Source organism: Paenibacillus odorifer (assembly GCF_000758725.1).
Classification (GTDB): Bacteria; Bacillota; Bacilli; order Paenibacillales; family Paenibacillaceae; genus Paenibacillus_AQ; species Paenibacillus_AQ odorifer.
In genome coordinates, this window is the sequence record NZ_CP009428.1 from 4,700,911 (window position 1) to 4,724,148 (window position 23,238).

Annotated in this window: 19 protein-coding genes; 2 read left to right on the plus strand and 17 right to left on the minus strand. The window is 43.2% G+C overall.

The window, feature by feature from the left end; genetic code table 11:
- Nucleotides 1-71 precede the first annotated feature (71 nt).
- The 4 genes from PODO_RS20545 to PODO_RS20560 form a co-directional block, all read right to left on the minus strand.
- Nucleotides 72-1,112: an NAD(P)/FAD-dependent oxidoreductase gene (locus PODO_RS20545; RefSeq protein ID WP_036676089.1), complete on the minus strand. Its 1,041-nt coding sequence runs from the start codon at nt 1,110-1,112 to the stop codon at nt 72-74.
- A 42-nt stretch (nt 1,113-1,154) separates the two neighbouring features.
- Nucleotides 1,155-2,870, minus strand: coding sequence for an ABC transporter ATP-binding protein (locus tag PODO_RS20550; protein WP_036676085.1), 1,716 nt, complete (start codon nt 2,868-2,870; stop codon nt 1,155-1,157).
- A gap of 42 nt (nt 2,871-2,912) precedes the next feature.
- Entirely contained in the window at nt 2,913-3,887 is a 975-nt protein-coding gene (locus PODO_RS20555) for a FecCD family ABC transporter permease (protein WP_425311693.1), read from the minus strand.
- 62 nt (nt 3,888-3,949) lie between these two features.
- Nucleotides 3,950-5,008: a FecCD family ABC transporter permease gene (locus PODO_RS20560; protein ID WP_036676077.1), complete on the minus strand. Its 1,059-nt coding sequence runs from the start codon at nt 5,006-5,008 to the stop codon at nt 3,950-3,952.
- A gap of 213 nt (nt 5,009-5,221) precedes the next feature.
- On the opposite strand from PODO_RS20560, the gene PODO_RS20565 reads away from it, so the two are divergent.
- Nucleotides 5,222-6,229, plus strand: a complete 1,008-nt coding sequence (locus PODO_RS20565; RefSeq protein ID WP_036676075.1) for an ABC transporter substrate-binding protein — start codon at nt 5,222-5,224, stop codon at nt 6,227-6,229.
- A gap of 88 nt (nt 6,230-6,317) precedes the next feature.
- Here the strand turns inward: PODO_RS20565 and PODO_RS20570 are convergent, their stop codons facing one another.
- The 13 genes from PODO_RS20570 to PODO_RS20630 all read right to left on the minus strand — a co-directional run bounded on the left by PODO_RS20570 (nt 6,318) and on the right by PODO_RS20630 (nt 21,802).
- Nucleotides 6,318-6,539 (minus strand): hypothetical protein, encoded by a 222-nt coding sequence (locus PODO_RS20570; RefSeq protein WP_036676074.1) that lies wholly within the window; start codon nt 6,537-6,539, stop codon nt 6,318-6,320.
- A 46-nt stretch (nt 6,540-6,585) separates the two neighbouring features.
- On the minus strand, nt 6,586-8,547 hold the full coding sequence (locus PODO_RS20575; protein ID WP_169744790.1) for an FtsX-like permease family protein: 1,962 nt from the start codon (nt 8,545-8,547) through the stop codon (nt 6,586-6,588).
- Between the two features lie 4 nt (nt 8,548-8,551).
- Nucleotides 8,552-9,319 carry an ABC transporter ATP-binding protein gene (locus tag PODO_RS20580; protein WP_036676070.1) on the minus strand — a complete coding sequence of 256 codons (768 nt, stop codon included), beginning with the start codon at nt 9,317-9,319 and terminating at the stop codon, nt 8,552-8,554.
- 134 nt (nt 9,320-9,453) lie between these two features.
- Nucleotides 9,454-10,869 carry an MFS transporter gene (locus PODO_RS20585; RefSeq protein WP_051490900.1) on the minus strand — a complete coding sequence of 472 codons (1,416 nt, stop codon included), beginning with the start codon at nt 10,867-10,869 and terminating at the stop codon, nt 9,454-9,456.
- Nucleotides 10,870-11,068: 199 nt separating this feature from the next.
- Nucleotides 11,069-12,073 carry an AraC family transcriptional regulator gene (locus PODO_RS20590; RefSeq protein WP_038572467.1) on the minus strand — a complete coding sequence of 335 codons (1,005 nt, stop codon included), beginning with the start codon at nt 12,071-12,073 and terminating at the stop codon, nt 11,069-11,071.
- 165 nt (nt 12,074-12,238) lie between these two features.
- The gene (gene cheB / locus PODO_RS20595) at nt 12,239-13,342 is read right to left on the minus strand and encodes a chemotaxis-specific protein-glutamate methyltransferase CheB (protein WP_038572469.1); all 1,104 of its coding nucleotides are present in this window, start codon (nt 13,340-13,342) and stop codon (nt 12,239-12,241) included.
- A gap of 41 nt (nt 13,343-13,383) precedes the next feature.
- Nucleotides 13,384-15,012, minus strand: coding sequence for a methyl-accepting chemotaxis protein (locus tag PODO_RS20600; protein ID WP_244886364.1), 1,629 nt, complete (start codon nt 15,010-15,012; stop codon nt 13,384-13,386).
- Between the two features lie 178 nt (nt 15,013-15,190).
- Nucleotides 15,191-15,853 (minus strand): response regulator transcription factor, encoded by a 663-nt coding sequence (locus PODO_RS20605; RefSeq protein ID WP_038572472.1) that lies wholly within the window; start codon nt 15,851-15,853, stop codon nt 15,191-15,193.
- A 37-nt stretch (nt 15,854-15,890) separates the two neighbouring features.
- On the minus strand, nt 15,891-18,821 hold the full coding sequence (locus tag PODO_RS30135) for a sensor histidine kinase (protein ID WP_052097208.1): 2,931 nt from the start codon (nt 18,819-18,821) through the stop codon (nt 15,891-15,893).
- A 96-nt stretch (nt 18,822-18,917) separates the two neighbouring features.
- A complete protein-coding gene (gene sigF / locus PODO_RS20615; protein WP_036676059.1) occupies nt 18,918-19,673 on the minus strand; it encodes an RNA polymerase sporulation sigma factor SigF in 756 nt (251 codons plus the stop codon).
- Between the two features lie 11 nt (nt 19,674-19,684).
- The gene (spoIIAB, locus tag PODO_RS20620) at nt 19,685-20,140 is read right to left on the minus strand and encodes an anti-sigma F factor (protein WP_036676058.1); all 456 of its coding nucleotides are present in this window, start codon (nt 20,138-20,140) and stop codon (nt 19,685-19,687) included.
- Nucleotides 20,137-20,490 carry an anti-sigma F factor antagonist gene (spoIIAA, locus tag PODO_RS20625; protein WP_036676057.1) on the minus strand — a complete coding sequence of 118 codons (354 nt, stop codon included), beginning with the start codon at nt 20,488-20,490 and terminating at the stop codon, nt 20,137-20,139. The genes spoIIAB and spoIIAA overlap by 4 nt, the downstream gene beginning before the upstream one ends.
- Before the next feature lie 175 nt (nt 20,491-20,665).
- Entirely contained in the window at nt 20,666-21,802 is a 1,137-nt protein-coding gene (locus tag PODO_RS20630; RefSeq protein ID WP_235219379.1) for a D-alanyl-D-alanine carboxypeptidase family protein, read from the minus strand.
- A 364-nt stretch (nt 21,803-22,166) separates the two neighbouring features.
- On the opposite strand from PODO_RS20630, the gene PODO_RS20635 reads away from it, so the two are divergent.
- The gene (locus PODO_RS20635) at nt 22,167-23,180 is read left to right on the plus strand and encodes a serine hydrolase domain-containing protein (protein ID WP_052097210.1); all 1,014 of its coding nucleotides are present in this window, start codon (nt 22,167-22,169) and stop codon (nt 23,178-23,180) included.
- Nucleotides 23,181-23,238 lie beyond the last annotated feature (58 nt).

Below are 23,238 nucleotides of genomic sequence, written 5' to 3' on the forward strand. Positions count from 1 at the left end.
TCGAAATGGATAAGATCCCCTATACGCTTTATATAAAACTTCAGATTTTATGGTTTGAGAAGCCTCTATCCTTAGTGGTCGTCAACGACTCCAAGCGCTTTATTCTTCTCTTTGAACCGTTCATTGTGAGAAGATACGTAAGCGACTTTGGCCGCGGTCGGGTCAATGTACAGCTTTGCGCTATTAAGCGCCAGAGCCGCATCAGTGAAAGCGCCTGCGATCAAACGAACCTTGCTCGCATAATCCACAAAGTCACCTGCTGCGAATATACCCGGAAGATTGGTCTCCAGCTTATCAGTTACATTCGCACACCACTCGCCCATATCAAGGCCCCATTCTTTTAACGGACCAAAATCGCTCTTCAGACCATGATTCACAATGACAGCATCCACTTCAAACTGCTCTGTTTCACCTGTCTCTATATGGCTGATCGTAACCTGATCTATCGTTTCACCATTACTGCTGTGTAATTGGCTTACTGCATATGGCGCACGGACATTGACTGAGGATTCCTTCATCCGCACAATGTTTTTCTCATGTCCGCCAAACTGTTCGCGGCGATGCGCAATCGTCACACTTGCAGCGATGGGCTCCAATTCATTCGCCCAATCTACTGCGGAGTTGCCTCCACCGGAGATTAGCACTCTTTTACCGCGGAACGGCTCCAGCTCTTGAACGGTATAATGAAGATTCGTCACCTCATAACGATCTGCACCTTCAATTTCAAGCTTTGCCATCTGTAGAATTCCGTAACCAATTGCCAAAATGACTGTGCGGGTCCAATGTTGTTCCCCAGTAGAAGAGGTCAAGATGTACGTCCCATCTTCTTGTCTCTCTTGATTCATAATTTGCTGACCCAGCACAATAGTCGGATCGAAGGTTTGAGCTTGCTCCTTGAGCTGACCGATCAGTTGATGGCAAAGAGTTGGGGTTACGCCTCCTACATCCCAGATCATTTTTTCGGGATAAATAAGCATTCTTCCTCCGAGCTCATCCTTCGCTTCAATTAACTTTGTCTTCAAGTCTCTCATTCCACTATAAAAAGCTGTATACATCCCAGCAGGTCCGCCACCAATAATGGTTACATCGTATAATTCCAGTTGTTTATTCATCGTGTCCCTCCAAAATTATATTCTAGTGATCCCTTCAGCTACTTAAGCTCCAAACTGCGCTTCATGCAATCGGCTGTAAATTCCGGCAGTCTGCAGCAGTTCCTCATGCTTACCTTGTTCTGCGATGCCGCCTTCCGCAACGACAACAATACGGTCCGCATTTCTGATCGTTGCAAGGCGATGAGCAATAACAAGTGTTGTGCGTCCTTCAGACAACTCGGCGAGAGCCTCTTGTATAGCGGACTCCGTTTCAGTATCCAATGCAGAGGTTGCTTCGTCCAAAATGAGAATCGTCGGATTCTTCAAGAACATCCGGGCGATGGACAACCTCTGCTTCTGGCCGCCAGAAAGCTTGACGCCTCTCTCACCGATCATTGTATCCAGCCCAGCAGGCTGAGATTTGATCAGTTCTTCCAGCTGAGCGCGTCCCGCAGCCTCCCAGATTTCTTCATCGGAAGCTCCCAATCTGCCGTAAGCAATGTTCTCACGGATGGTTCCGTCAAACAGAAATACATCTTGTTGTACAATCCCGATATGGGAACGAAGTGATTCTAACGTCATGGAGCGAATATCTATTCCATCAATAGAGATGTTGCCTTCGCTTACATCGTAAAAGCGTGGCAGCAAGCTGCAAAGTGTTGTCTTACCAGCACCGGATGGACCCACAAGTGCAACCGTCTCTCCTGCCGAAATCGATAAGTTCACATTGGTTAGCACCTTTTCTTTATCACTATAAGCAAAAGCTACATCCTGGAAGGTTATATTCCCTGACAGATGAGACACTGGCTTAGCGTCTTTTGCGTCATCAACATCTGGCTCCGTCTCCAGCAGTTCAAGATAACGTTTGAAACCAGCGATCCCTTTAGGATAGGTCTCAATGACCGAGTTAATCTGTTGCAAAGGTCCTAAGAAGACATTAGACAACATCACAAAAGCAATAAATTCACCGTAAGTCATTTGCTTCTGGATTACAAAATAGGTTCCGCACACGAGTACGAATAATGAGACCAGTTTCATAAGCACAAAGCTAAAGGATGAATTCCAAGCCATAATTCGATAGGTCATAAGCTTCGTAATACGGAAGCGTTCGTTATTAACTGCAAAACGGGAAATTTCATGATTCTCATTAGCAAAAGCTTGCACAACACGGATCCCACTTACATTGTTTTCTACGCGTGCGTTATAGTCAGCAATGTCCGCGAACATGATGTGGAACGCTTTGGACATTTTGCGACTGAAGTACATGGATAAATAAATCATCAGCGGGACAATTACAAAGGTTAGAATAGCTAATTGCCAATTGATGCTAAGCATGATACCGAATACACCAAGCAGCGTCATCACTGCTATGAATAAATCTTCAGGACCATGGTGGGCAATCTCACCGATGTCCATCAGATCATTTGTCATCCGCGAGACCAAATGGCCTGTTTTGTTATTATCGAAGAAGTTGAAAGAGAGCTTCTGCACACGATCAAATAGCTTTTTTCTCATATCCGACTCGATATTGATCCCCAGCTTATGCCCCCAATAAGTAACGACAAAATGCATAAAGGCGCTGACGATATATATCCCCAGCAAACCGAGGCAAGAATAGAGAATCCATTTCCAATTCCCACTTGGCAGCATATCATCCACTACCCGGTTAACCGCCAGCGGGAAGACTAGTTCCAGCAGTGCAGCAGCAATAGCACAGGAGAAATCAAGAATAAACAATCCCTTATAGGGTCTATAGTAAGAAAAAAAACGACGCAACATTGTAAAAATTCGCTCCTTCCGGTGATTGACCATCCTCTTTCATCAAGATTTAGTACGGGCTAGCAAATACAAAAAGTATGGCGCTCCAATTACAGCAACAACAATTCCAGTGGGGATCTCAGATGGCTGTAAGATCCAGCGCCCAATGGTATCCGCTATAATAACTAGCAGTGAGCCGAGCAGCGCTGAGGTTGGCAGCATGAGCTGATGTTTGGGTCCAACTAGTCGTCTCGCCAAATGGGGGCCGACAAGGCCGACAAAGCCAATCCCACCACTCACAGCAACACTTGCCGCAGCTAGACCAACCGCAGCCGCAAGAAGCCGGAATTGTTCTTTCGTTACAGCAGCCCCAAGTCCTACAGCTGTCTGTTCACCCAAATTAAGGACGTTCATTACCCTTGCTTTATAGATGACATACGGCACGAGAATTACGATCCACGGTAGTAAAGAAAGTACAAACTTCCAGCTTGTGCCCCAAATACTTCCTGCAAGCCAAGTAGCCACAAACTGATACTTCTCCGGATCCAGCCGAAGAGTCAGCACGATCATCGCTGCACTCATTCCAGCTGCAACCGCTACACCGGTCAGCAACAGTCGCATGGGTTTTATTCCTTCATGCCGATTATAAGCTAAGACATAGATCAAGGCAGCAGTAATTCCCGCACCAACAAACGCCACCATAGGCAGCAGATACACCGGAGCCGCGGTTGCCGTCGGATAAAAAGATATTAACAGCATAACCATAATTCCTGCACCAGCGTTAATCCCTAAGATGCCGGGGTCGGCCAAAGCATTACGAAAGACGCCCTGCATCACAGCTCCGGATACAGCCAAACCTGCGCCTATCAGAACGGAGATCACAATACGCGGTAGCCGAAATTGAAACAAGATTAACTCTTGCTTATCCGTCCCTTTACCGAATAACGTATTAAGCAGCTCCATAGGTGTCAAACGTATGTATCCTGTATTCATACTAATAATAAAAGCAATAACAATCAGTACAGCTAAAATAATCATTATAACTAAGCCACGTTTATTTTTGGCGGCTTGGAAGGAATCGAATGAAGTTTTCTCTATCATTACAGTTCCCTCCTTTCTTTACGTGCAAGATAAAGGAAGAAAGGTACACCGATCAGTGCAATAATTGCTCCAAGCGGCGTTTCATTAGGGGGATTAATCATCCGTGCTGTTAAATCTGCAAATACTGCAAGCAGACTGCCAAGAATAGCTGAACATGGAATGATCCATCTGTAATCCACACCTACAAAAAAACGGGTCAAATGGGGAATAATTAGTCCAATGAACCCAACGGCTCCTACTACTGCAACTGATGATCCAGCCAGAATCAATACGATTAAAGTCCCTGCCAGCTTAACAAGCCCTGTGCGCTGGCCTAGCCCTTTAGCAACATCGTCACCTAGGCTGAGCATTGTAATCGATCGGGATATTACCATAGCCCCAATTAACGCTGCTCCTATCCAAGGGAACATGACTTTAAGCTGAATCCATTTCGTCCCAGCCACGCCTCCCGCATACCAGAAAGCCAAATCTTGCCCAATGTGAAAATATAAAGCTACCCCTTCACTCAGCGCTGACAGCAGTGCACTAAAAGCAGCACCTGCCAGCACCAGACGAGCAGGAGTCAGCCCTCCCTTGGCCAATGATCCGACCCCATACACAACCCCAGCCCCTACTCCGGCACCAATGAAGGAATATAGGATTAAATACATAAACGATAGATTCGGGAAAAATGCAAAACAAAGCGCCAGCGCAAATCCTGCGCCTGAGTTGATGCCCATCAAACCTGAATCTGCGAGTGGATTTCGGGTCATTCCCTGCATAATGGCACCCGCAACTGCAAAGCTGGCCCCTATCATGGCCCCGCCAAGTACACGGGGTAATCGTAATTCTCTAATAATCTGATGATCCATGATCTCCGGATCAAAGTGAAACACAGCTGCCCACACCACAGAAAGTTTAATATCAGCCGCTCCAAAGGAGACTGAAACAGCGATACCTAGTGCTAATAGTACCAGACCGCCAACCAAGATTAACGTGGCAGCCCAAGGACGTGAACGGAACTCTTGTATGGCTGACCCTTTATTAGGTCTAATCTTGGAAGATATCTGTTGATTCATGAATGCCACCCTATTTCTATGAAATTGATTCTCATTATCACTATGCTATTGTAAATGAGCCTTCCTAGGTTTGGCAATAGATAGATTTAATAGGAGGCATTTATTTTATTGCATTGACAGGAATTCTAGGATTTGATAAAGTTCAAATTGAAAATAATAATGATAATGATTCTCATTATTATTTGTTGGTACACATATATAGGGAGGTTTATCATGCTAAAAAGAAAGACCCTCTTCCCCATCCTGGCACTCATAATGTTATTGTCTGTATTTGTGACAGCTTGCGGGGGAACAAACAATGCTTCATCTAATAAACCAACAGAAACAACAGAAGCAACTACAGCACCGAGCACTGAGCCAACGACTGCTCCTGAGGCTTCAGCTGCTGAAATGCGTAGCTATGAAACCACTAAAGGTACTGTGCAAATACCTGTAAAACCACAGCGGATTATTACAGATTATTATGGTGGGGAGTTGCTCTCCGTAGGAGCAAATGTTGTAGGTGTCGAACCTAGTACCTTTGATAATCCCTTCTTGAAAGACCTGCTCACAAACACACAAGATGTCGGTGCTCCAGTTAACGCCGAGAAAGCTCTGGAACTTACACCTGATCTAATCGTCGTTATGTATGATGATAACTACGATGCTTTATCCAAAATTGCTCCAACCATTCATATTCCATACGGAACTGCTACAAATATCTATGAAACTGTTAAACTGTTCGGTGACATTGTAGGTGTGCCTGACAAAGCTGAACAATTTATTGCTGACTTTGAGAAAAAGGCTGCTGAAGGCCGCGAGAAGCTTAAAGGTGTCGTAAATGAAAATGATACTTTTGGAATCTATGAGCTGACTGATAAAGGTGAGCTATGGACCTTCGGAAATAATGCTGGCCGGGGTGGACAAGCCCTTTATAACGCACTGAAGCTAAAAATGCCTACTAAAAACAGCAACGACAACCAAACGTTGCAGCTGTCCATGGAGCTATTGCCAGAATATGCAGCTGACTACATGTTCCTCACCACTTATGATCCTGACAAAAAAGGAGATAAGCTGAAAGAACTGAAGGAATCTCCAGTTTGGAACGGACTTGATGCTGCGAAGAACGATCATCTATTCTACAATGATTTTGATACCTACTACCGCTATGATCCGATTGCGATTACCGCACAGATTGATCTGTTCGTAGATATGATTCTTGAACGCAACGGTAAGAAATAAACATAGGCACATACAAAAACACCCTACTTTAGGCACTGTCTAAAGTGGGGTGTTTGGCTATACATAATAAGCTTCTGTTAAATTTATATCATCTAGTATATTCATTATACTCATCGGTGTTATTTAATTTATTGTACATATACTCATCATTTTTAAGCTTATAGAGCTGTCCCATCCCCGCAAATACGAAAAACAGCACCAAAATTAATCCATACGCATAGGTGAATTCACCAATATAAAAGCAAGTGACTATCGCAACAAGGGTCAAGATCATTAATGCGACTGCAATTCTGGAAAAAATCTTTTTCAAATGGAATCCCCCCACGTTTTGTGCACCAATATTATCATATTTGGGATTAAATTGAAATCTCATTTTGTTCTATTAAGGGAATATCGAGTAGCTTAATATGTGCCAGCATATTGTGAGTGTATATTTTGGTGTATATACGATAAAAAAGGACTTGAAATAAAAGATATGCTCCGCCCACCAACAAACAAAACCACATCGGCTCCAGAGCTGTAGACATTTCAACCCTGGAAGAACTGACAACATAAAAAGAAGACAATGCAATACCTAATGCATAAGGGAGAAAAAACAGCACTTTTAAAGGGCCGCCTATAATACGAGCCACGTCCTTAGTAGTAATTCCAATCTTGTTCAGCTTCCTGAATTTGATCCGCTCACGCTCTAAATCGGTCTGAATACTGAAATGCAGCACTATCCCGGAGGCGCCGAAAAATATTAAACCAACAAATGAAATTACGAAGATTCCAAATCGGCCAGACTCCTGTAACTGTAGATAGTCACTTATTCTAGACTTCGTAGAAAATACGAGGGCCTCTTGCCGCTCATTGCCATACCAGGACTCTGTATTGTCTTTGTTATATTTGGCTAAAGCGGCATTTAACTTAGCATCTATATCCGCAGTTTTTTTCAAATCCTTAAAATTCAGGAGCTGAAGGATACCGATCCCTTTTCTATTTTCCGCTTTCAGCGCCATATAATCCTCTTCGTTTACAATGATATGAAGACCATTCATTAAATTCGGCACAGGGTTAAATACCATGTGAAATAGGATACCTTGTGAATACAGCGTATACTTCCCGGAAGCAAGCGTCAGGTCAAAGGTCGGCATTTCCGGTCTTTGATTCTTCCACTCTTCTCCTTGTGCAACTGTGGCCAGATTTAGAAAGTGATCTTTCTCCACATGATAATCAGAGCCGATTAATGCGTTTATATTCTGGTCCAGAAATATTTTAAAATTAAACAAGTCGATATACTCCAGCTTTTGGTGTGAAAGCAGCGGCGTAGCGCCATGATCCGTGATCTCACTTAGTATTTTTGGTGAGATGCTATTTTTTCCGAATACTTCTGAATAGGCAATATCATATGGATTGTTTGCAACCGGAATTTCCTCAGCATTCCAGGTCAAATAAAAAATAATCCCGCTTAGAGAAATCGTGATGAAGACGAGAAAGGTGATGAGAGAAAGCACTACTTTGGAGCGACCAAGGGTATAGATCAAATTGGAACTAAACAGCAGGTGCTTGTGATATGCTCTGCTTGATCGCGATATAAAAAGTTTCATCCAGTCCCCAAGTCCTGACAGCAGCAAATAAACGCCCAACATACTAATTCCCAGATTTATTAACATCATGCGAGCATCGGAAGGGTTGTAATGAGTGAGCATATTATAAACGGAGATTCCCAACAGTAAAACTCCGATGACTCCGGTGATTTTCCCATGAATCAGGTTGCGTTCTGCGGTTCTGGATTCTTTTAAAAGACGTAAAATGCTGTATCTCAAAGTGAATAGGAAATTGATTGCAATCACAACTATGTAAATCACCGCGAAGAATTTAATGGTATACAGATAACTATCCGGCGTCAGTATAAAAGCACTGTCCCCAATATTTACAAACAACGAAACAATGAAGAAAAAAATACCGGAGAAAACCGTCCCTGCACCTAAACCAGTGAGAATCGAGGCTAAAGCGATCATACTATTCTCGAACAAAATGATTTTGCGGATATTGTGGCTTGTCATTCCAAGTACCATTAATAGCCCGAAGTCGCTTTTTCTAAATTTCAAAAAGGCCATTTGCGCATATACAATAAACAGAACAGCAAACACTCTTATCACCAAAAAAGGAGCATATAAATTACCCGACACCATCCCATTCACTTGATAAGGGTCATTAAAATCAGGATTACTGTACAGCGAATAAAATGTAAAAAAGATCATGACTGTAAAGCTGCTGCATAAGAAAAACAACAAATATCTTCTAAGATTCGCCTTAAATATCTGAAATGCCATTCTCCTAAAGGTCATCTTCTCCCCCTCCAATAAAGGCCAGGTTCTCCAGAATCAGATCAAAAAATGCTCTGCGCTCTTTATTCTCTCTAGCAATCTCTAGTAGAGCCTTCCCATCTTTGATAAAAAGCACGCGATTACAATAGCTGGCCGCAAAAGGATCATGCGTGACCATCACTATCGTTGCTCCTTTTAGAGTGTTGAGCTTGGCGAAGGTCGCCATCACCGTACTCGAGGATTTGGAATCCAAATTCCCCGTCGGCTCGTCCGCAAAAATCACATCTGGATGATTAATAATCGCCCTGCTGATCGCCGCACGCTGCTGTTGCCCCCCTGAAACCATATAAGGATATTTGTCCTTCACCTCATCCAGATCAAATAGCGATAACGTCTCATCTGTCTTGGCATTGATATCTTCTACCTCTTGATCATCCAGCACCATGGGCACCATGATATTTTCCCGTAGGGTCAGACTATCCAGCAGATTGTAATCCTGAAAAACGAATCCCATACGCTGCCGGCGAAAAAGCGCAAGCTCGTTCTTGGACATCTCACTTATACTAGTCTCTGCAATTCTTACAACCCCACTATACTCCGTATCGATTCCGCTTAGTATATTTAAAAATGTCGTTTTTCCGCTCCCCGAGGGTCCCATAATCGCCACAAACTCGCCACTGTCCACAGTAAGACTAATCCCGTTCAGCGCTCGATACCGATTCGTTTTGCCTTTTCCTTTGTATTCTTTTGAGAGATTCTCTACTTGCAGTATGGACATCCTGGCACCTTCTCATTGATAGGTTTGGATTGAGTTACATTAAATGGAATTCAATCACTCGGTATTACTATAAAGCTAAGAAGGGCGTTCTTTTGTTAGATTGCTCACAGCGCAAAAAAAGCAGGATACCTCCTCTATAATTTCCGCTCCCGCAAAAAACAAAGGCAAAGAAAACCAGTAAAAGCAAGTCCTCCGATTGCTGCTAATGAGAAGGAAAACGCCCTTACATAATCCGCTAGATCTGCTTCCAAAAGAGAATGCTTTAGCGAAGCGGAGAATAAAATACCGATTAACGCCACTCCTAACGAATTCGCAAAATACATAAAGGTAGTGATCAAGCCTGAACCCGTGCCCGTGATCTTTGGGGGTACTGAACTAAGCGTGACGTTAACTAGGGGCGTAGTAGCCATTCCGAGACCGAAACCATATATCAATAATATTAGGATATTACGGGGGTCCAGCAGATTCGTAACGTCCACATTTAGCTCTAACATAAGCAGCAGGCTACAGCTACCCATCATCAGCGCTCCTATCTTAAGTACACTCATCCCCCATCTTTTGACCATTCGAGACGAGATTAAGGAAGTCAGAAAAAAGCCTATCCCTATAGGCAAGAAAACCATACTCGTATCTTGAACACTATAGTGCAAACCAAATTGCATATAATAGCTCAAAATAAAAAAGAAAGAGAACATACTTAGATAAAGGACAAGAACGGTTGCCAGACCTGCGCTAAATGTTCGATCTCTGAAAATAGACAGATCGACTAACGGTAACGCCCCCTGCTTTCCCTTTCGATTTTCAACCCAGATAAAAGTAAACAACACGAAAAGAGCTAACATTAGACAGCCAAAAATCCACAACGGCCACCCTTGTTTTTGTCCCTCTGACAACGGATAGATCAGCAGGAACAAACCGATCAGCAGAAGGAAGCTTCCAGTCCAATCAATACTGTGCGCCTGCTCAGCCCGTGTTTCAGGTACAATCGGCATTAACAGCAGGACGAGAAGTCCAAATGGCACATTGAAAAAAAACACCGTCCGCCAACCGAGATCGAACGGATTCCAATTCACAATAGTGCCTCCGAGGATGAATCCGAATGCAAATCCAAAACCAATCATGGCGCCGTAAATGCCGAAAACAAGCCCTTTTTCCTTTGGCAGAAAGCTGACCTGCAGCGTAGATAGAACCTGAGGTTGAATAAGCGCCGCAGCCAATCCCTGCACAATCCGAATAACAATCAGAAGAGCCGGATCTGAGGTCACTCCGCCCAATACTGCCATGACCGTAAACCCGCTTACCCCGATCAGCAACATCCGTTTCCTGCCGTATATATCTCCAAGCTTTCCACTAATAATCAACGCCACAGCTAATCCTAGCGAAAATCCGGTAACGATAAGCTGTGCTTCCGAAAAGCTTGCGTTCAAGCTATATTGCATAGATGGAAGCGCAACTTGAATCATATAAGTATTTAATGAAATAAGTAATGTTGGCAGTAAAATAACCCCCAGCGCATACCACCGGCGCGAATCTACTTGTTGTTGTTCCATTGTATAACCACCTTTTTATCTGCAATCTATGTAATTATTATCATTTAGAGTGGTCTTTTTCTCTACCTGTTAAGGGAGGTGCACTCCTTGATAAGGGAGCAAACACAAAAAAACCTCAAGCAGACAGAATATAACGTTCGATTCCGAACCCTATGTTCTAACACTTGAAGCTTTAAGCTTTCTGCATTTACAAATCTTCCTACAGCCTGTTTCGTTCCAAACTCTGTTGTTCGATACGTTTTAAGTATTCGCTTGGATTGCAGCCATAATGCTTACGAAAGGTCGTCGTGAAATTGCTGACATTGCTATATCCGACCGAAACAGCTGTTTTCCCTATATTCAAACCTTCAACCTCCATATACCAGAGCGCTTTCTCCATCCTTTTTATACGTACTAGCTCGAAGATCGTCATGCCAAATAATTCGCGGAAGCCTTTTTTCAGCTTGAATTCGTTGATACCTACCCGCTTAGCCAACTCACGTATAGATAACGGTTGTTCGAAATGGATTTGCACCAATTCATGTACCCGCTTCAGATTGGTAATATCATCGTGCCGCAGCGTCATACTATCGCTAATAGAACCGTAACCATCAGACTCACCAAACAAAGCAATAAATTCAAGGGCTTTGCTCTCCATATATAAACGTCTCAATGTTCCATGATAGGTACAGTGGATTATTTCGGAGACACATTTTCGGATTGCCGCAGTATCTGGATAACGATCAATATTGCCACGATGATGTCTAAGCCAGGTTTCCATTTGCTGTGTCTCCGATAAATCTCCGGCGTAATTCAGCAGTTCACTAGGAGCTAACCGTATTTCCAGCAATTGATTGGGGACACCTGCTTTTTTCTCTTCATACACCTGAACATCCTCTAGAAAAAGGACGTTGCCCATTTGTTTATCCGTGTAACTTTCCTTGCCGTTCCATTCGCAATAGATTTCTCCGCTTAGATTATAGCTTAGTTCAAACAACGGACAAGCTTCTTGAATGTAGAGCTTCATATCTTGTTCGTAAGTTATGTCCGTATACATAATCTCCATACCTGGACGAATCCGTGTACGGGTGACAGTTCCCTTACCAATATGTGAAGGAATAGTAAGCCGTTGTTCCCATTGGTTATGCTCAACATGCCCCTCTATCCGTTCTGTAAATTGATCAAAAAGATCATGAATTTCCATATTCAATATATTTAAAGTCATCGCAAACCTCTCCTTCTTCGCTCCTTGTATACGATGAGTTACATAATCTCTACTCTAGCTCCGTAAATGATAATTGTTATCACTTGAAAGTGTCAACCTGAAATACAAAAAAGCATTGGCGGATTTTATCCTGCCAACGCTTTTTCAGAAGTAAAATAAGACCGTTCAAACTGATGGAAATGTGTCCCTTCGGTATCTCAGCTCCCCCGTAACCTCCATAATCTTCGAGGCTAACAAATGCGAGGGCAGCTCGTAATCCACACAACCCAGCTTCGCCGCTGCTTCAGGCATTTCACTTTCAATAGAAGTTTCTTGCGATTCTACAAGCGTTGATTGGGCACCAGCATGTTTGGCAGCTAGCATCCCTTTAGCGCCATCATTTCCCATTCCGGTCATTAGGATTAAATGCTGCTGTAGACCAGTTAATGCAGATATAGACCCAAACAAGACATCGACCGAAGGACAGTGCCCATTCACTGCAGGCTTTTTCATAAGTTTTATTCTGAGATCTTGCCCCTCCTGAATGATGGTCATATGAAAATTACCTGGAGCGATATAGACGGTTCCCCCGAGCACCGATTGCTTGTCCTTGGCTTCCACCACCCGTACACTTGAGAACCGATTCAGTCGTTCCGCCAATGCTTTTGTGTACTTAGGCGGCATATGTTGCACAATTAGCAGGGGATACGGGAAGCTCGCTGGAAGTGAGGTAATTAAGATTTCTAATGCCTTCGGCCCTCCTACTCCACATCCAATTCCCACGATCTGCTCAATGACTTCTGTACATCCACTCTTATCGTTTTTTTGTTTCTCTTGTCGAGCTTTCACTTTGGAGATGTTTATATTGTTAAGAATAAGAGTTCTTAAAGGAATTTCAGCGGCTTTCTTAATTTTGAATAATAACTCATCTTTTATGCTGTATAGACCAGGTCCATAAGATTGAGCTGGCTTGGAGATGAAATCTACTGCACCATTTTGTAGAGCAGTAATGGTTGCAGTTATACCTTCCTTTGTAGCTGAGCTCAGGATAAGTATAGGTGTTGGCCGCTGTGACATTATGCTTGTGAGTGCTACCAAACCGTTCAATTCCGGCATTTCTATATCTATAGCCACGACATCGGGCCTGAGTTTTTGAACCATGCTGATCGCTTCGGATGCATTTCGAGCTACTCCAATGACCTCGAGGGTTGAGTCCTCCGAAATTAGGTTCGAGATCTGTTTACGCATGGTTACTGAAGCAGCTACAACGAGCACCTTTATTTTTTGCACTACTTCTCCTCTCCTATCAATGATAATACCCCTGACACTGTTTATTTAACTTTAAAAATTGATACCAGACTATTTAACTCTTCTGCTAGCTGAGCCAAAGCATTGGCCGTCGTTGCCGTTTCACTGCTGCTTGCCGCCATTTCTTCAGTTGCGGCGGATATGCTCTCAATTGAGAACATCACCTCAGATGATTGTGCCGCCTGTTCTTCACTGGCAGCCGCAATTTCTGTTACTTTATGAGCGGTATCGTTCACCATCGTAAGGATATGTTCAAAGGCTTCTCCATTTTTTTGTGAAAAAGCTACTCCTTCTACTACAGCATTTACACTATGCTGCGTATTCTTCTGCATTTCTTTGATAATGCCCGTGATTTGTTTCGTAGCCCCACTGCTCCGCTCAGCTAACTTTCTTACTTCATTCGCAACAACGGCAAAACCTCGACCTTGTTCACCTGCGCGGGCCGCTTCTATCGCTGCGTTCAGGGCTAGCAGATTTGTCTGTTGGGCAATATCTTCAATCACCGCAATAATCTCACCAATCTTATCGGAATCTTCCGCAAGTCTAGACATTTGAGTATCCAGTACTGCCATTCCTTGTACGGAGTTCTTAACCACGATCCCTCCATCTTGAGCTATACGCATCGTTTGATCTGAAAGCTCAGAGGCCTGTTCAGCACTCTGGGCTACTGAATTAATCGCCGCAGATAATTCTCGGAACAACTCATTCATCGTTTGTGCTGCACTAGCTTGACTCATACTTCCACTAGCTACTTCCTCTGTACTTGCTGAGATTTGCTGTGCAGCAGCTGAGACACTTTCCGCAGAAGAAGAAATGCCGCTCACAGTTCGTCTTAGGTTCAGAACCATTTCATTAACAGAATAAGCTAGCATTCCAATCTCGTCCTTAGATTCCAGATTCGACGTTTCGCTTAAATCACCATTAGCCACTTTACCTAGCAGGCGCATTACTTGATTTAGAGGCCGTGCTATGATCTGCGATATTAGAAGACCCAGACCAATACTGATGAGCAGCGCAACAATAGTAACGCTAAACGTAATCAAACGAGAGGACTGATAAAGGTCATTGGCATTAACAATCGAACCTTGAGCCTGCTTCATATTGATGTCTATTAAATTTTGCAGAAAGTCAGTCAGCTCTGTTGTAGCTGTTTGCAAATCACTTACAAGCAAAAAATTTGTATATTTCTCATTACTAATATTTGTATTATTTAATTCAATAGCCTCATCCAGGCTTGTGATATACCGTTTCCAGATCTCAGGATAATCCTTCATTATGGCTAATTCTTCAGCTCTCAACGCAGTCTTGCTATATTTACCCATGATCTCTTCAATACTTTGAACGTTTTTATGTATTTTATCTTCGTATTCTTTCTTTTCTGCCACTGTTTTAGCCATCGTGTTTATATCACGGATATTGATTCTATTTGTTAAAAATAGTTCATTCGCTTCTCCCAGATAAGCTATAGGTGTTAAGCGGTTTTCATACATGTCCACGATAGAGCGGTCCATCTTACTCAAATTCGTAATTCCATAGAATCCTACAAAGCACAATATTGCGGATACTAACAGAAATGCGGAGATTAACTTCACTGCTGTTCTTAAATTATAAAACCACTTCATTTTCTTCAGCCCCTCATTGGCGTTAGTCATTTTTTAGTAATTCTTAGGAACTATTTCATCATATACGGTAAGCAGATTAAGGTAACCGAAAAAAAATAGCGCGACCACGCAAAAATATTGCGTCATCCCGCAAAAAAAGCGCAGACCAAAAAATCCCGCCTCACAGAACCGTGAATGGGATTTTGATCTATTTGTTTGTTACGAATTTTCATAGTGAATTGTTGAAATCGGACTCCTTCAATATGCCCAGTCGTTTAGCTTTTATTGCCGCTTCAATTCTTGATTTCACATTTAGCTTCTGGAACAGACTCGTTAAACTGTATTCCAGCGATCGTTGACTCATAAGTACAATCTCTGCTATTTCCTTGTTGCTTTTTCCTTTTGCAATCTCTGTCAGCATTTCATACTCTTTTTTGCTTATCTTCGGGTTTGCTTGGTCAACATTAATCTCCATTCCTTTAGATGATACTTTTCTTAACTGTTTAACTAGGGTATGAGGCAAAATGACATCTCCCCTTAAAGCACAACGCACTGCTGCAACCAACTGCTCTCTATTGGTCGTTTTTGAAATAAACCCAAACAGACCCGATTCAATCATCAAGTTAAATTTGTTAGTAATTTCGTATCCGGTATAGATTAAGATAATCGCGTCTGCGTTTATTTTTAAGACTTCCTTCGCCAAATCAATCCCATTCCCATCAGCGATATGAAGATCAAACAACATCACGTCAAACGTATGGCTACCCACCATGTTAAGCGCCTCATGGGCTGAATTGGCTAGGGTAACCTTCATATCTCCCTCTTGTTCCAGTATCATCTTAGTCCCTTCCATGACAGAGGGATGGTCGTCCACTAACAAAATTTGAATCATGCCTAATACACCCCTATCCCCTTATTATGCCCCATGATTAATCTGCAGGTATGGATATAAAGACAGCTAATCCCTTATTCTCTGGCGAAAGAAATCGTATGGTCCCATCCATACTGCGAACCCTTTCTTTCATCCCATAAATCCCCATACTCTTAATAGAATCCTCTCCTAAAAGGCTCATTCCAATTCCGTTATCTTCATAATCCAAAAGCACCTGTTGCCCTTCACTAGCTAAGGAGATACGTACTTCTGTGGCACAGGAATGTTTAGCTGCATTAGCCAAAAGTTCCTGCACAATACGGTACAGACCTATTAGAATCTCGTCTTTTAACTTATGCCTGAAAGCGTTTGACTCAAAATATATCTGATAGTCGTTCCGCAACTGAGCAAATTCAAACAATGTCTCAAGTGAGGAAGCAAGCCCCTCATTGATTAATGCTGGTGGCCTAAGCTCATTGCAGATAATCCGCAGTTCATAGATAACATCGAGTAAACCTTCTGTGATCTGTTCTAACTGCTCCTTTAGTTCCCCCGTAACGGATTTATCACTTAAAAAATTATCAAGCTTACGATACCAGATGATCTGTTCTTGAAGTGCTGAATCATGTAAATCTTGAGCAAGCCGTTTGCGTTCATTCTCGGATAAATTAAACATAAAGCGTAGTAACCATGTCGGAGCTTGCTCGGAAGCCGCTAACTCAAGGTCCTTAGTTAGATCTTCTATGAGCAAAAAATTATCAAATAACACACTAACATAACGGGTAATCGTCTTCAGCCACACTCGAACAGAACTTATTTCTAATAAAATAGACTTCTCATTAATGGATAGAATATAGCTTTTTCTTCGGAACTCTCCGATCTTAAGTGAATAGCCCCGCTCTGTCTCAATAATCTCGCATATTTTATCATGGTTATCTTCAACTTCAACCATACAAATATTGGTAACCCGCAAGACTTCTCTAACTTCTTTTAGTAATCGTTGTTCCATGTGACTGATCTTCATCGCACCAAACAAATCTTGCGAGAATTGATCAAGACTCATCTGTAAGTTGAAATACCTTTCCTCGCTGTTCCGAATGATCTGCTCTGTAAGCTGTCTTTCCACCTCAATTTTTTTCCGATCACTGATATCCCTAAAGATAGAGATACATGCAACCTTACCCTTATATAGAATTGAGCTAGCTGTTACTTCTACATCGATAATAGATCCATCTGACCGCACGACCTTTTGTTCAATAGGAGCTAATATCCGATTGGGTCCATAATAGATTTCACGCATCCGATCTCTAGCCAGCGTTATATAGTCTGGGTGGGCCCAATTAAAAATAGAGGTGCCAATCAATTGATCCTCACTGCAAACTCCAAACAATCCTAAACAGGAAAAATTCACATAAAGGAATTTATATTCACTATGGAGTACTACCGCTTCAGGTGACATATCAATAAGCAGCCGATTGAGTTCCTCGCTTTCTCTAAGTTCACTCTCCATCTGGACCCTTTTTGTAATGTCTCTCGCTACAATCACAATACTAACTACTTCTCCATCCTCACCAAGAACAGGTGTACCCAAGCATTCCAGATCTATAATGTGACCTTTGATGTGAATAAACCGATTGTAAAACATCTTACATACTTTTGTCCGAAAAATATCCAAGATCTGTTCCCGCAACACTTCTTGTTCATCAGGATGAATATACTCCAAAATGGTTGTGTTCTTTATTGAACCAACAGGAAGACCAATAATTTTCTCACAAGAGGACGAAGCAATAATGAAGTTCCCTTGCTGATCCAGAACCCCAATCATATCCTCCATATTCTCTGTAATAAGCCTGTACTCCGCCTCCCGCTGAGCCAGCCGCTTTTCCACCTCCACAGATGCAGTGATATCTCTTGCGATAACAAAGGTACCCACAATTTGATTGTTTTCATGTACAGGGATGTTTTTCATCGACCAATGGTTAACTAATCCATTCTCGCGGACAGAAGTAACCGTGTAATGCTGCAGAACTCCGCCAACCGTTTTCTCAAAATAATCAGACATCATATGCGAATTCTCTGCACCAAATAAATTCACAATGGATAAGTTTTCTCCGAATCTATTAAAAGCTTCTCCAGTAATTTGATCTGCCGCTGGATTGATAGCTACAATGCTGCCCTGCAGATCCAATTCACACACGATATCTGGGTTATGGTCAAACAGGGATTTGTAGCGCTGCTCGCTTTTTAATAGAACCTCTTGCATCTGCTTTTTTTCCGTATGGTCGATTAAGATCCCATTGAGCCGTACCACTGCCCCTGTCTCATCCATACTGGGAATGATCCTGACTTGGACCCATCGGAGTTCACCGCTGGCATGGATGATCCGATATTCACTAAGATTGCTTATTCCTTGCCCCACTGTAGTTATAATCTCTTGAATTAAAGGCCGCTCTTCTTTAGGAGCAATTCTTAGCCAAAAGTCATCTTCCTTCGCCTGTTCTGGTGAATATCCCGTGATATTGAAAATGGCATCCGATATGAATAACATTTTCCGTGATACGTAATCGTAAGACCAAATCGCCACATCGATCGTAGCAAACATCTGCTGATACAGAGAAAAGCTATTCTCTAACTGGGCTTGAGCATTTTTTTGTTCCGTGATATCTATGATTACGCCATCTATTCTACAAACCTTATGCTCTTGATTAAAAACGGGCGTGCCTATACTTTGAACCCACTTCAGCGCTTTTGCAGGTAACTGCATACGATACTCAAGATTACATAGGTGACCAGAGTATAATTTATCTATATACGCATCAAACCGTTCAAGATCCTCACCGTACACATATTCACGTAAAAAATTGGGGTTATGCGGTAAAGCATGATCTGAACAGTCCACCCAATTCTCCAAAACATTCGACATTGTCAGCAAATTCGCTTCCATGTCAATAGACCATGAGGTCATATCCTTGTCACCAAGTGAATGCATATTGAGATTCCCTCCACATAAAAAGCCCCCCCTTTTCGGGGCGGCTTTTTCTTCCTATTCGCTATTTCACAAGCGTCTTTACATTTTAGCCATTATCTACTGAGCAATCTGCTCGCGGATATTCTGCAATATTTTCTTCTCCAGCCGGGATACCTGCACTTGAGAAATCCCAAGGCGACTAGCAACCTCTGACTGCGTTTGGTCACGGTAATATCGAAGATAAACAATCAGCCGTTCACGCTCGCTGAGACCTCCGATAGCCTCATTCAGTGCCAGCTTATCAAACCAGCGTTCCTGTGATTCGTCAGCGATTTGATCAATCAGTGTGATCGGGTCGCCATCATTCTCGAACACAGTCTCATGAATCGAGGTCGGTGGCTTGTTAGCTTCCTGAGCAAATACCACTTCTTCAGGGGTAACTCCCAGTGCCTCAGCAACTTCACCGATGGTAGGCAGACGGTCCAGCGTCTTAGACATTTCATCCTTCATCTTGCGGACCTTATTAGCCATCTCCTTAAGAGAACGGCTAACTTTCAAGGTTCCATCGTCGCGAAGGAAACGCTGAATCTCGCCAATGATCATCGGCACGGCATAAGTGGAGAATTTGACCTCATAGCTGAGGTCGAACTTATCAACGGACTTCAAGAGCCCGATGCAACCGATCTGGAACAAATCGTCAGGTTCATACCCGCGGTTCATAAACCGCTGCACTACCGACCAGACCAACCGGATATTGCAGCTAACTAGTGTGTCCCGGGCAAGATTATCTCCGGCCTGACTGAGCGCGATAAGACGTTTGACCTCCGCATCGTCCAAATAGGTCGGCGGAGCTTTTTTTGACTCTGCATCCATGGCTCCAACCCCTAATTGTATAAAGCTTTTTTCGAAACGATGGTTTTCTTCATTGAGATCGAAGTGCCGTGTCCCGGTTCACTAGTGACTTCAAATTCATCCATGAAATTCTCCATAATGGTAAAGCCCATGCCCGACCGCTCCAGCTCTGGCTTTGAGGTATATAGCGGCTGTTGTGCCAGCTCCAAATCCTCAATGCCCCGTCCCTGATCCTCAATGGTTAAATGTACCGTTTCGTTGTCCAGCGAAGCTGAAATAGTCACAATACCTTCCGGATCACTATCATACCCATGAATAATACAATTGGTGACCGCCTCCGACACGACTGTCTTCAGATCATTCAGCTCGTCCATTGTAGGATCAAGCCTAGAAACGAACGCCGCTACAACTACACGCGCGAATGATTCGTTCTCCGAGAGTGCAGCGAACTGCACGTTCATGAAGTTACCAGCCTTACCATTTGTCATAACGCAACCTCCAAATCCGAGAGTGCAGTACTCTCGTCGTCATATAGGGGCATGATCTTGAACAGGCCTGACATTTCCAGAAGTCGCTTCACAGGTGCCGTTGCATCACACACCACCATTTTGCCGCCTTTACTATGGATCAGTTTATACCTTCCCAGAATTACGCCGAGACCCGAACTGTCCATAAACTGCAGATGCTTAAGACTAAGGATCAAATGCGATACCTGACCCCGCATAATCGCTTCATCCATATCCATTCTTACAAAATCGGCGGCATGATGATCGAGTTCCCCAGATAAACGGACAATCAGCACACCCCTGTGATGCTCCATTTCCACATTAGAATTCATGCTTGCCACTCTCCTCTTCGTTGCTTTGAAAACTTGGCCTTAAGAGACAGTACCCATTCTCTTCAAGGACAAGGTTTCTACGTGGCAAATCAGGAATCCTGCCTCACGACAAAACTAGAAGAAAACCCCTATGAATCTACAAAGCACATGGGCGCAATCTACAAAAAAGCTCTTTTTAATCCATGCCGAACATCGAGCCTGTTGTACGTTTAAAGAGCTTCCACCAGCCTGCTTTTGCCACAGCTTCCCCTGCTTTAAGTTCATACTCTTTAATCACTTGGGTTCCTTGGTAGACAACCAGCTTGCCTATGGACTGGCCTTCAGCCACTGGTGCCTTCACGCTTTCTGGAAGTACTAGTTCGTGACGAATGCCTTCTTGCGTCACACCTTTTTTCAAAAGAACACTATACGTCTCTTTCGCCGTAATCGGCAGCTCGGACTTCACACCCTTCTCAATCTTAAGGGTACCAATAGCGTCCCCTTCTTTGTGAATAGTGTGGATCTTATATTGCGAAAAGAGATAGTCAAACATGCCCGACACTTCACTGTTACGTGTCTTCGTGTTCGGCTCACCCAGCACAACAGCAACAGCACGCAGACCGTCTCTTGCAGCCGTAGCGGATAAGCAGAATTTTGCTTCAGCGGTATATCCTGTTTTCAGTCCATCAGCGCCTGTATAGAAACGTACAAGCTTGTTCGTGTTTACCAACCAGAATGGTTTGGTGGAATCCTTACGCAGATAATCCTGATAGGAACCGGTATATTTGATAATTCTATCATGCTTTAAAAGCTCCCGGCTAATTACCGCAATATCGTAGGCTGAGGAATAGTGATTAGCAGCTGGAAGACCGTTGCAATTGGCAAAGTGGGTATCTTTCAGACCCAGCTCTTCCGCTCTTTTATTCATCAGATCGACAAAAGCGCTCTCCGAACCCGCTATTTTCTCTGCCATCGCCACAGATGCATCATTACCGGAGGCCATAGCGATGCCTTTGAGCATCTCATCCACCGACATTTCTTCACCAGGCTCCAGGAAAATTTGCGATCCGCCCATCGACGCGGCATATTCACTCGTGCGCACCTTATCCGTCAGTTGCAGTCTTCCTTCATCCAGTGCTTCCACCGTAAGCAGCATCGTCATAATCTTCGTAATACTTGCGGGAGGCAGCTTATCATGGCTGTTCTTTTCATAAATAATAGTGCCGGTGCCTGCATCCATCAAAATCGCAGAACGCGCACCAGGCGCAAGATCTACAGCGGCAGCATTACTGCCAGAATCCTTGCTTTTTTCCTCAGCATAAGCACCTGACATCGGTCCTAGAACCGACACAACGATACAGAGCACAAGCACAGCAAAACGCATTTTTCTCACAATGGTTCCCCTCCTGAACGTTAACCTTCATATCACAGGTACTGTGTTCCAGTTTCGTCAGAAAGGGTGGAAATTATTCCATTTCTAAGTAAATAACTATAATAATTTATCCCAAGAAGTAATGTTGTTGTCAATTAAAAAAAGCCCAGCAGTAGTTGCAGAGCATTTTTATTATAGGGGAGATCAAAAATTATTTCAAATTTTAAGTATTTCCAATTTTTTCGTATTCACTTTAAAGGAAAATGGAATATTTTAACGAATGCTATTTAAGAACTTAACTGCTTATAGAGGAGTGAATATACAGATGAACCACCTTGCAGATTGTATTGAAGCAGAAGCTACACAGAACAATTTCTCTGGTGTAGTGCTGGTACAACAACATGATAAAGAAGTCAGCAGCAGCTGTTACGGTTATGCCAATAAGTCGGATAAGCGCGAAAACAATATTCATACCCGGTTCGGCATTGCTTCCGGATGTAAAATATTTACCGCGATTGCTGTCTGCCAGCTGGTCGATCAGGGATTGATTTCTTTTGAAAGTAGACTAATAGATTATCTTAAAAAGGTAGAGTTCCCTCTCTTTAGTCCTGACATCACCATTCATCAGCTACTTACGCATAGCTCTGGTATTCCGGATTATTTTGATGAAACAATTATGGATGATTTCGAGGACCTGTGGAAGGCACGGCCTATGTACACCTTGCGACAGCTTGAGGATTTTGTGCCGATGTTCCGAACCCTTCCCATGATGTGGACCCCGGGCGAACGTTTCCACTACAACAATGCCGGCTATATCGTGCTAGGCCTTCTGGTGGAGGAACTGAGTGAAATGTCTTTTTCCGATTATGTAGAGCATCACATCTTTAAGCCTTGCGGAATGGAGCAATCCGGTTACTTCACGTTAGATGCCTTACCTGCCAACTGTGCACTAGGATACATAGAGGAAGAGAACGGGAACTGGAGAACCAACATCTACTCAATCCCGGTAAAAGGAGGCGCTGACGGTGGAGCTTTCGTCACTGCCCCCGACCTGCAGCTATTCTGGATCGGGTTAATGAACCATACATTATTGAGTCCAGTAATCACTTCATTATTGCTTACTCCCCATGTACATGTGGATGGCGAAGGCTATTATGGTTATGGTGTATGGATTACCCTCCGCGAAGAAAAAGTGTTCAAATTTCACATTATGGGCTATGATCCCGGTGTTTCCTTCCGGTCGGCTATTTATCCAGCTAGTGGCGAGACTGTGGTCGTATTATGTAATACAAGCAGCGGGGCTTCGCAGATTTTCAATAAGATCAATAATCAGTTATAAATATTGCACCATTGAGCAAAACGCAAAGCAGCGACCTTCCCGTTATGGGAGGATCGCT

Excerpts from the sequence above, each read along its gene's own strand:
- PODO_RS20545 (WP_036676089.1), bottom strand. The coding sequence starts at position 1,112 with ATGAATAAACAACTGGAATTATACGATGTAACCATTATTGGTGGCGGA.
- PODO_RS20550 (WP_036676085.1), bottom strand. The coding sequence starts at position 2,870 with ATGTTGCGTCGTTTTTTTTCTTACTATAGACCCTATAAGGGATTGTTT.
- PODO_RS20555 (WP_425311693.1), bottom strand. The coding sequence starts at position 3,887 with ATGATTATTTTAGCTGTACTGATTGTTATTGCTTTTATTATTAGTATG.
- PODO_RS20560 (WP_036676077.1), bottom strand. The coding sequence starts at position 5,008 with ATGAATCAACAGATATCTTCCAAGATTAGACCTAATAAAGGGTCAGCC.
- PODO_RS20565 (WP_036676075.1), top strand. The coding sequence starts at position 5,222 with ATGCTAAAAAGAAAGACCCTCTTCCCCATCCTGGCACTCATAATGTTA.
- PODO_RS20575 (WP_169744790.1), bottom strand. The coding sequence starts at position 8,547 with ATGGCATTTCAGATATTTAAGGCGAATCTTAGAAGATATTTGTTGTTT.
- PODO_RS20580 (WP_036676070.1), bottom strand. The coding sequence starts at position 9,319 with ATGTCCATACTGCAAGTAGAGAATCTCTCAAAAGAATACAAAGGAAAA.
- PODO_RS20585 (WP_051490900.1), bottom strand. The coding sequence starts at position 10,869 with ATGGAACAACAACAAGTAGATTCGCGCCGGTGGTATGCGCTGGGGGTT.
- PODO_RS20590 (WP_038572467.1), bottom strand. The coding sequence starts at position 12,073 with ATGACTTTAAATATATTGAATATGGAAATTCATGATCTTTTTGATCAA.
- PODO_RS20600 (WP_244886364.1), bottom strand. The coding sequence starts at position 15,012 with ATGACTAACGCCAATGAGGGGCTGAAGAAAATGAAGTGGTTTTATAAT.
- PODO_RS20605 (WP_038572472.1), bottom strand. The coding sequence starts at position 15,853 with ATGATTCAAATTTTGTTAGTGGACGACCATCCCTCTGTCATGGAAGGG.
- PODO_RS30135 (WP_052097208.1), bottom strand. The coding sequence starts at position 18,821 with ATGCATTCACTTGGTGACAAGGATATGACCTCATGGTCTATTGACATG.
- sigF (WP_036676059.1), bottom strand. The coding sequence starts at position 19,673 with ATGGATGCAGAGTCAAAAAAAGCTCCGCCGACCTATTTGGACGATGCG.
- spoIIAB (WP_036676058.1), bottom strand. The coding sequence starts at position 20,140 with ATGACAAATGGTAAGGCTGGTAACTTCATGAACGTGCAGTTCGCTGCA.
- spoIIAA (WP_036676057.1), bottom strand. The coding sequence starts at position 20,490 with ATGAATTCTAATGTGGAAATGGAGCATCACAGGGGTGTGCTGATTGTC.
- PODO_RS20630 (WP_235219379.1), bottom strand. The coding sequence starts at position 21,802 with ATGTCAGGTGCTTATGCTGAGGAAAAAAGCAAGGATTCTGGCAGTAAT.
- PODO_RS20635 (WP_052097210.1), top strand. The coding sequence starts at position 22,167 with ATGAACCACCTTGCAGATTGTATTGAAGCAGAAGCTACACAGAACAAT.